This window comes from Deltaproteobacteria bacterium (assembly GCA_016874735.1).
GTDB lineage: Bacteria > Bdellovibrionota_B > Oligoflexia > Oligoflexales > CAIYRB01 > CAIYRB01.
On record VGTI01000091.1, the window covers coordinates 1 to 9607 of the forward strand.

At 52.5% G+C, this 9607-nt stretch carries 9 protein-coding genes; 4 read left to right on the top strand and 5 right to left on the bottom strand.

The annotated features are described in order from the left end of the window. Positions 1-85 precede the first annotated feature (85 nt). Positions 86-1126, top strand: coding sequence for a hypothetical protein (locus tag FJ146_18290; protein MBM4253921.1), 1041 nt, complete (start codon positions 86-88; stop codon positions 1124-1126). Here FJ146_18290 and FJ146_18295 read toward each other — a convergent pair whose 3' ends face one another. Then, on the bottom strand, positions 1127-2113 hold the full coding sequence (locus FJ146_18295; protein MBM4253922.1) for a MerR family transcriptional regulator: 987 nt from the start codon (positions 2111-2113) through the stop codon (positions 1127-1129). It lies immediately after the preceding gene. Positions 2114-2343: 230 nt separating this feature from the next. On the opposite strand from FJ146_18295, the gene folE reads away from it, so the two are divergent. Then, positions 2344-2973, top strand: a complete 630-nt coding sequence (gene folE, locus FJ146_18300) for a GTP cyclohydrolase I FolE (protein MBM4253923.1) — start codon at positions 2344-2346, stop codon at positions 2971-2973. Here folE and FJ146_18305 read toward each other — a convergent pair. From FJ146_18305 to FJ146_18320, 4 genes are all read right to left on the bottom strand, one after another. Continuing rightward, entirely contained in the window at positions 2966-3691 is a 726-nt protein-coding gene (locus FJ146_18305; GenBank protein MBM4253924.1) for a sulfurtransferase, read from the bottom strand. The two genes, folE and FJ146_18305, sit on opposite strands and share 8 nt — an antisense overlap. 108 nt (positions 3692-3799) lie before the next feature. Then, positions 3800-4057, bottom strand: coding sequence for a DUF493 domain-containing protein (locus FJ146_18310; protein ID MBM4253925.1), 258 nt, complete (start codon positions 4055-4057; stop codon positions 3800-3802). A 77-nt stretch (positions 4058-4134) separates the two neighbouring features. Continuing rightward, positions 4135-5418, bottom strand: a complete 1284-nt coding sequence (locus FJ146_18315; GenBank protein ID MBM4253926.1) for a DUF1552 domain-containing protein — start codon at positions 5416-5418, stop codon at positions 4135-4137. A 23-nt stretch (positions 5419-5441) separates the two neighbouring features. Continuing rightward, positions 5442-7091: a DUF1588 domain-containing protein gene (locus tag FJ146_18320; protein MBM4253927.1), complete on the bottom strand. Its 1650-nt coding sequence runs from the start codon at positions 7089-7091 to the stop codon at positions 5442-5444. A 313-nt stretch (positions 7092-7404) separates the two neighbouring features. On the opposite strand from FJ146_18320, the gene FJ146_18325 reads away from it, so the two are divergent. Beyond that, positions 7405-8496 carry a DUF459 domain-containing protein gene (locus FJ146_18325; GenBank protein ID MBM4253928.1) on the top strand — a complete coding sequence of 364 codons (1092 nt, stop codon included), beginning with the start codon at positions 7405-7407 and terminating at the stop codon, positions 8494-8496. A gap of 42 nt (positions 8497-8538) precedes the next feature. Beyond that, positions 8539-9459: a hypothetical protein gene (locus tag FJ146_18330; GenBank protein MBM4253929.1), complete on the top strand. Its 921-nt coding sequence runs from the start codon at positions 8539-8541 to the stop codon at positions 9457-9459. The last annotated feature ends 148 nt before the right edge of the window (positions 9460-9607 follow it).

A 9607-nucleotide genomic window follows, 5' to 3' on the forward strand; every position in this document is an offset into this window, starting at 1 on the left:
ACTCTAAATTTTTTCTGAATTTTGCCGATAAGCAAGTGTGATGTCTGGAACCTACGCCCGATGTCGCGTTTATAGGACCTAACCATTGCCATTAACTAAACTCAACAAGGTTGCATTAGTTGTATTAGCCATCGCACTGAGCGCCTGTGGCTCTCAAGTGGGCGTCAGCGATCGGCCGACGACGAAAAAAAACCAGGCATTGGATGAGGCTGGGGCCGCGTCAAAGAATGGGACGCGATCAAGAGGCAACCAAACCGAAAAGCCACAATCAGGCGACATAACTTTGGGCGGGGAGACGCCACCAGGGGATTCGCGGCAAGATCCACGCACCGCGGTGCAACCAACCGACACCCTCGCTTTGAACCCCGAAGTTGCCGGCCCCCATCCCGTGAAATCCTACACCGACGGATTGAGTGACGGCGCCTACAGTTCCGCTGTCGTGTTCTACCCTAGCGACGTGAAAAACCCACGCGCGGCCACGACACTTAGTGGCGGGTACACCAACACCAAGGAACAAATGGTTTGGCTAGCAGAACATTTGGCGAGTCACGGTTTTGTGGTGCAGGTGTTCACACCTACAAATCCAAACTCCACGGATCCACGGATCTGGGAGACAGGTCATCTCGGATCGGTGAGAAAACTCAAATCAGAATCCGTGCGCAGTGGTAGTCCAATCCAAGGACTCGTGGATCCGGGGCGACTGGCCGTGATGGGTTTTTCTATGGGGGGAGCAGGTACCATACTCGCGGTAAACTCAGCCCAGGAGCCTCTGCGTGCAGCAATTGCGCTCTGCCCTTACCAGCCGCAGGCTCTCAGCGTCAAAGTTCCCACCATGTTTGTCACTGGTACCGGCGACTTCGTCGCCACCCCAGCGAACGTTGAGAAAGCATTCAACGCCACGGGCCCCGATTCCCCGCGAGCCTTATTGAATCTGGACGGCATGCGCCATCAAAACGTTACAAGCCCGGGCGCTTTTCGTCGCCAACTGAGCCGGTATCTAACTACTTGGTACCAAATATTCCTCGACGGTCACACGAGTCATAAAAAGTACCTCACGGGTGCGGAGGCAGATGCCGATAAAGCCCGAGGCGGCATCGCGACCCTCAACTTTCTGGATCGGCAGTAATTAGTCACCAAGCAGGGCACGAAACTTATCGTCAAGCATGGGTAGACTCGCAACATGGATAACTCTATGGCGCGCCCGAAATTTCAGAGCATTCGCCTCTAATACGCCGCCAAGCCAAATCTCGGTTGATGCAATCAGTGATTCGTCGAGTTCTTTTAAATAGTCGCGCTGAGTGATGATCTTCCCAGTGGCTGTAGCCACCGGCATGCGGATCGAACGCCCCAGCAGTACGACCGGACTGCGCAGCGCATTGGCCGCACCAGCCAATGAACGCGCTGGCATGTTGCAGCCAAAAAAGTGCGTTGTTAATCCTCGTGACTCTGCCAAGAGCGAGGCCAGCAAAATGCCAAACTCATGATGATCGCCCTCTTGGGTGGCAATGATCACACTTGGAGCTGAAGCCGATCGTTCCTCGCCCTGCCGCGGCCGCGTAGCACCCATATGATAAATTGCTTGGTAAATGTGCGTCTTGAGAATGGCGGATAGCGCATGCTCGTGGGCGATCGATAGTTTCTCGTCGTTGACGAGTTGACCGATCAGACCAATGAGAGGCAGCACAACTTGGTAAACAAAGTCCGTAACACTGCCGTGCAATCGTGCCGATGCTAACTGCGCACTCAAGTCACGTAGTTGAAAGTTTTCAAGGGCCGCCACCATCCGACTCAGTAGCATGGAGCTAACCTTGGACTTGGCCTCGGTAAGGTTCTGGTCGCCAGCCTCGGATTCGCTGGTCTGGCGCCCCCTAGCACCGGCAATAAGGCGTTCCAGCTCAGCCATGGGTAGTTTCGCCACGGCGGAAATGGCATGTCCCCGGGTCGTTAGCTCACCGAGGAGACAGAGCCGGTCAGCATCGTCCTGGCTGTAGACGCGCCGCCCATTGGCCGCCCTTTTGGGGCTAATGGCACCGTAGCGGCGCTCCCAAATGCGAATCGTATGCGGATTGACTCCGGTGTATGAGGCTAGGGCCTTGACCCCGTAATCAGCCATAAATTCAGTCACTTATATGTTTTAGTGGCGAGCACAGCTATTATTGTATGACATTTGACTAACTTTTGAACTAATTTTTTATCGCGAAGACCTAGAACAATCTCAGTCAGTGGCCGATAACTGTATGGTCGTCCGCGCTTCACTCTCTCCTTGCAGCACTCCCAGCGGGCACATATATGGACACTGCACTTAGGCGTCTTGGACCGAAGGGTGCATCAAAGGAGGCAGTCATGAATAACCATTTACTCAAGCTCGAACAGGAACTCGCCATCGCCAGAGCGCGGGTAACGTCACCAGGTCCTGTGGCTGCTGGCGGTGAAGCCGTGGCTGCAGCCAAACTGCTTTTACAGGCAGCGCGGGAAGACCAGGACCGCGAGGGCCTACAACGCACGCCGGAACGATTCGCCAAGGCCTTTGTTCACCTATGCTCCGGCTATCAGAAAACGGCCCGCGACGTCGTTGGCGAAGGTGTTTTTGCAGCAGAAGGCAAGGGTCTCGTGGCGGTACGTGAGGTGGAGTTCTACAGCCTGTGCGAGCACCACATGCTCCCATTCTGGGGTAAGGCATCGGTAGCTTACTATCCACACGAGCTTATTCTTGGACTGTCGAAGATCCCACGGATTATCGACCTGCATGCGCGCAGGTTGCAGGTGCAAGAACGACTGACCGAAAGTATCGCGGCCGATATAGTCGACTTGATTGGGCCCCGCGCCATTGTGGTACAAGTTGAAGCGCAGCATCTGTGTATGATGATGCGCGGCGTGGAGAAACAGGGCTCCTCCACAACCACGGAAACTGTGCGCAACGTCGCAGGCGTCAGCCAGGACGAGTTGCAACGGCTTTACGCATCGCTCAAGTAGTCACGCGCAAGGCGCCGTCAACTTGAAAGCGATCGTCGAACACAAAGCAGTCGCCCTCGTAATGGGCACTGCCCTGCTCTTCGAAGTACCGTAAGATCCCACCATCGAGCTGAGTCGCACGCTCAAATCCGTGGGCTTTGGCCCATGGGACGACTTTTTCACACCGCACGCCACCAGTGCAGTAAAAGACAATTTGCTTGTCTCTCTGATCCCCCAAAGCCGCCAAGAAAGCATCTGGAAATTCCGTGAAGGTCTTGATCGGCAGGCGCACTGCACCAGTAAAAGCTCCAACGTCCGTCTCGTAAGCGTTGCGCGTATCGACCACGATAAAGTCGCCGGCCTGCTCTTCAAGAGCCGCTTTAAGTTCAGCCGGAGACATCCGATCACCGCCTAAAATAGCGGCAACCGAGGGATCCGATGCCTCCGCAAAGCGAATGATCCACCGCTTGACCTTAACTTCCATCCGGCGAAACGGCCGCTTGGGAGTTTCACTCCACTTAGGAACCACATCGGCAAAGCGGACATCAGATTTCAGGTATCCTAAAAAGGCCTCGAGCGCATTGGCCTCGCCGGCGAGGGCACAGTTGATACCTTCAGGAGCGAGCAAGATCGTGCCCAGTAAACCTAACCGTCGCGCCTCATCACGCCATGGGTAGCGCAAGGCTTTAGCATCGTCAATCTGCACAAATTTATAGAAATTGATTACCGAAAAACTCATCAAGGTCCCCAAAATACAACCTCGGACCCCTAGGTCCCTCGGCGGCGCTCACGTCCGTACTGCTACCATGAAAGACACGACCTCGACAATGGCAACAAATACAGATCGTTAGAGCGCCATCAACCCTGGTATTTGGGCAACATTTTTATATACTTGAGTCACGGCCCTAGCATCTGTGACGGAGGCCTGCAGGGTTACCGACGTGTAACGACTACCCCCCGAGGCGCGCGTGGCGACTTCTCCAGCAGGGAGTAAACTAAGCAGATGTTGGCACTGGTCAGTGCTAACGATAAATTTGAAGGTGTACGTACAGGGCCATTGATGCACCGCATTCAGTTTGTCTTCGAGGCTCTGGTAGGAATCCACAGTATACCCTTTATCTGCTGTCTCTTCACAAGGCTCATGACAGCGTAACAGTGACCGATTTCTCGCACTGAACAGCGCTAAGTTAAACCAAGACTTCCGTTGCTGTCACCGAATTTACTCATAGTGACGCCTAGGGCATTTGCCATCGTGACATGAAGATTACAAAAGGGCGTGCCCTCAAAGTTTAGGTGCTGACCACCACGGACGGCACCGCTCCCGCGCCCTACCAGAAGCACCGGCAGGTTGTCGTGGGTGTGTCGTGCACCATCGGCCACGCCACCTCCGAGGAGTAAGATGGAGCTGTCTAGAAGATTGCCGGCACCATCACTGACCGTCCGCATGCGCTGACAGAAAAGACTAAACTGCTTTACATGCCACGCAACTATACGAGCGATCTTAGCGTACCCCTCCGCAGAGCTATCGTGCGAAATATCATGATGACTCGACGGAAGGCCTATAAAATCGTAACTTTGATTAGTCGACTCGGAGGCAAGGAGAAGAGTTGCAACCTGTGTAACTCCGCATTGGAAAGCATGAAAAATAAGTTCGTAAAACTGCTGAATGCGCAGTTCGTACGCAGCCGATGAAGGCCTAGTCCCGGCGTCGCAAGTGCTAGCAGGCGCTTTACTAAGTCGCCCCTCGAGTTCACGCACTGACTGTAAATACTCTTGCAAGCGCGCCCGATCGGTAGCGCCAATCACCTTACCAAGGCTCTGAGCCTCGGTTACAACTGCGTCAAGAATGCTGCGTCCCATCGCCTCGCGTATGACTCTTTGACCTTCACGATCAGCATCTGAGCCTGCACCAAAAATACGATCAAATACTACACCAGGATCAACATCGCGTGGATTCGGACTCGCCCCCCCCAGCCACGAGAGACATGCCTGGTAGTCAGCTGTGTAGCCACTCTCGGAAGCGGCCTGTTCCTCACCTGCTAAACAAAGATTTGATACACGGCTCCCTGAACTTAGGGTCTTAGCCAAAGTAATATCGATGGTCGTGCTGACATTGGGACCTGGGAACTGAGGTGTCTGCCCAGACAAAAATGCGGTAAGACCCCGCGAATGGTCACCATTGATCGTTGATTTGGCTGGACCAAGTTGAAGACCACTAATCACAGTCACGTAATCGCGCACACTCTGCAGATCACTGAGCGGGTGATCAAGGGAAAAACCGCTTCCAGTGACCGCCGGTTTCCACTGCGCACCGTTTGGTAGATACACATAGAGCACACGCTTAGTGGATGCGGCCATCGCAACACCAGGCACGAAGTACTCGAGAAAAGGCAGACTGATCCACGCGCCGCATCCACGCAGGAAGGATCTTCTGGTCGTGCCCTTTTTAGTACTTTTAATTAGCAAATTTCGACGCCTCTCTGTGTATTTTATGGTTCGACTATCAGCGCACGACTTAGGTCCACCACCAGATTTCTAAGTCCGTAGGACTGGTCTTTAGATCTGACTGCTACCTTTTGAATCATGCACTGTTCATATTGATTCGGTAATCGTCCGAGCATGTATTGTCCAAGCTTAGTGGCCAAACAATTCGCAAAGGCTTCGTCGTCTTTAATCACCTGGGCAAGTGCCTTCGCATCGCTGAATTCACGTCCATCCGGCAAAACACCGCTCGCATCAATCGGTCCGAAGTCATCACGGTCACGCCACTTACCGTAAGTGTCATAGTTCTCGAGCCCGAGACCCATGGGATCCATACTGGAATGGCAACTAGCGCATTGAGCATTAGCACGATGAGTAGCGAGCCTCTGACGCATCGGCTTCGGACTTCCTGCAACAGGTGCCAGAACCGTCTGTAAACCAGGCGGCGGTGCTGGAGGTGGCGAGCAAAGTAAGCGCTCGAGGATCCATTTACCGCGCTTGACCGGTGACGTCCCGTCCGGGTTAGAGGTTTGCAGAAGAAAAGAACCGTGAGTCAAAAGCCCCCCACGTTGGATACCGTCTAATTCAGTGCGGCTCAATTCTTTACCAAAATTACCAGAAAGTCCGTAGTGCCCTGCCAGTCGATCGTTGACAAAACTAAACCTCGCATCGAGTAACAGGCTGATATTACGATTAGCTGTGAGGAAATCGGCGAAAAATGCCTGTGTCTCTGCCTCAAAATCTGCCAACAACTTATCGTCGACATGATGAGCTGCAGGCGCCTTGCTAAGACCACGTAGCCCGAGCCACTGACCAACAAAATTTCGTAAAAATCCGAGCGCTTTCAGATCGGTTGCAAGACGATTAACTTCCCCTACAAGAACCGCATCCTCTGTCAACCGACCGCTAGCGGCAGCCGTCAGAAGATCCGAATCAGGTAAAGTCGCCCAAAGCGCGTACGATAGGCGCGTTGCTAGAGCAAACTGACCGCGCAGAGCCAGCTGCGACTGAGAAGCCAGATTATGGTGGTAAAGAAACTGGGGCGCGACAAGCACCGCTGATAGGGCAGCAGTGTAGGCGTTTTTAGGGCTGTGTCCCGCATCCACGAACTTCGCAGGTAGAGCCGTCCATCGGCGCCTCTCGTCATCAAGGAGAGGTCTACGAAATGCCCTCTCTGCAAACTTTGCCGTGGCCTCCCCAGTACAACCAACCTTGTACTGCGCGGCGGCACATGTAGAAGTTTCTTTTTCCACCAATGCTGCGCCGAGATTTTGTCCGGATTCTAAGTACATTTGAATCAATGATGTGGTCGCACTACGGATTGCACCCGTGTCAAAGCCGTTACCCATGGCATCAGGCGGAAAAATCCCAGCTACGTTGGACCTAACTCCGAGTAGGTCAAAAGTCGTGCGATCGTATTCCGTGTTTGTCATGAGCCTCAGTGTTGACTGGGGCACCTGAGGAGGACGGTCACCGCAGGTGCCATCAGAATCGATGGGCGTACGGTTGATCTGATCGACTGGGGTGGTGGCAGTATCATCGGATTTTGGCCGCGGCAATAGCCTCTTGACTGGCAACAGGTGACACCCAGTCAGCAGCAATGCCAGCAGCGTTGGACCGAGCGATGGCAACCGGCGTATTGTTTGAGAGAATTTCATCAGCCTTCCACGACAAGGTAAACCCGAAGCCCCTCCTGCAAGTTTACTGCCGCGCTGCGAACAACTTAAAAAGTCGATCTATGGCGGAGACTTGTCCAAAATGAGCGGACTTCGACTTCGTGCCAGGGCGTCCATATTTTCGACAAATGTAAACAAATACACATAGGACGTAAACAAGTTAAATAAACTTTAATCATAAAATACAGCCACTTGACGACATCGATCTAAAGTCAAAGACTGTTACACCGAACAATTAATTGGGACGTATTACGACATGATTGACGACTCTTAGCAGGACATCGGTGACCAAATCGTGAACTCCGAACAGCAACAGAATGCGCCGACGAGATTACCCAAAAACCTGATGCATGTGGTGATCTCTCTCTTAGTCGGTTACTTTACTGCAAGCGTGTTAACCAGCCGTAACTTAACCAATTGGGCGACCCAACTCCCAGTCAACGGACCTAACCAGGAAGTTGAACGAATGGTACAAAAACACGCGAGAAGAAGTGCCAAACTGGGCGGTGATGCTGTCACCCAAAGACTTGAGTCCAATTTTAAGCACGTACACGAAATAGCCAAAAAACCAATAAGTACAGAACTCTCACTTCCCCTACCTCTCAATAGCAAGCCCACCCTAACCCCTACGCCGCAACCAATACCCAAGCGCGTGCGATCCCAAGATATCCCTACCGCACATCATGTACAGGCCACGCCGCACGGCGCCAAAGCCAATGCTAGCGCCCTACTTGTTGGGGATTCTTTGATGGCGGGAATTGGTCCAAGTCTCGGCAATGAGTTACTCATTAAGCAGCACCTGAAGCCACAACTAGTTGCCAAAATAGGTACGGGACTGGCGCGCCCGGATCGTTACGACTGGACGCGTGCACTGAGTGAGGAATTTAAAAAGCAACGCTTCAAATTAACGGTTATTCTGCTCGGAACAAATGACACACAAAACATTAAAATCGGCAAGAAAGGGGTTTTATTTGGCGGACCCGCTTGGCACCGCATCTACGTAGAGAGGGTTGAAGACCTCATGACCGCTGCTTGTAGGGGAAGTGATGCAGTCTTTTGGCTAGGCCTCCCTACGATGAGAGATCCTGAGTTCCGTCGTAAAGCTTCCCACCTCAATGCAGTCATCAAATCCGTCGCGAGATCCTACAGTTGTATTCGGTACATAGACTTAGAAGAACCAAGTACTGACACCGCTTACACAGCTTATGCCAGCCTGGGGGTCCAACAAATCAAAGTTAGGTCGCCGGACGGCATCCACTATACATCAGCAGGCGCCAAACTTTTGAGCGCATACCTGCTTACAAAACTTCAATATTCTCAGCCTTCTTCCACCAATGACACGATTACCGCCAATGTTCGCAAGATTCCCGGTCGACCTAAAAACTAAGTGACAACTAATCAATAATGTTTTAGTTACTTGCGCCGAAGCATGCAATCATGCATGAGTATCAAGCGACAGGTTTCAAGCAACATGAGTAGCGCCAGTCTTTTCGCACGGCCAGCGGTTTTACTTGCGAGCTTGCTTCTCGCCTGCTCCCCAGATCGTGATCATCAATCCCGATACGGGTTCACTTCTGCGCACGACAGTATCAGGGCCCATTCGGGCAGTGAATACCTAGATTACTACAAGGGCGCAGAAGGTCTCAGTGGCAAACCACTTAGGACTTATCTACACGACAAGATCAAGGTAGCCTTACGGCTGCCATACGCACGCGTTATTTTAGAACTGGAATATACCGACGCAGATCCAGACGCTCCGGATAAGATTGTGATGATCTACAGCGGTCGGTCGCTTCCTGCTGATAGTGCTGGGGCCGACCCGTATCAGACTTGGAATCGCGAGCACATATGGGCCAAGTCCCATGGATTTCCACGCGTTAATATGTCAGCACATACCGATCTTCACCACATCAGACCCTGCGAGATTAGCCTGAATCGTCTGCGCGGTGATTCTATGTTTGCCGAGCTATCCTTAGCTGGAGGAGAACCAGTTGTCGAAGCGCCCGGTGCACGGGTCGATACTCAGCGTTCGGTTTTTACACCGCCAACATCGGTACGCGGGGATATTGCGAGAATGCTTTTTTACATGGATATTCGTTACGAGGGCGATGATCCACGCGAACCCAACCTAAAAATCGTCGATACATTACCCAATGATCTAGAGCACGGGGTTGACAGCAACGGCACCGGATACCACGGATACCTGCGCACCCTAATAAAATGGCATCAGGATGATCCTGTAGATGATTTCGAGCGGCAGCGCAATGAACGTGTTTTTGAACGTCAGAAAAATCGCAATCCGTTCATCGATCACCCTGAGTATGTAACCATGATGAACTGGTCCACTTAATTGTTGGTGAAAATCAGGCAACTCTAGCCCATGCGAAACGGTCTTTTCGTTCTTGTTACTAACTGGTTGTGCCACCACGCATAAATGTTGAGAAGGCAGTTGAGCCGGTCGATCTTCTTCGTGGTGCACCAGGTTCTGCGCGCTAGAC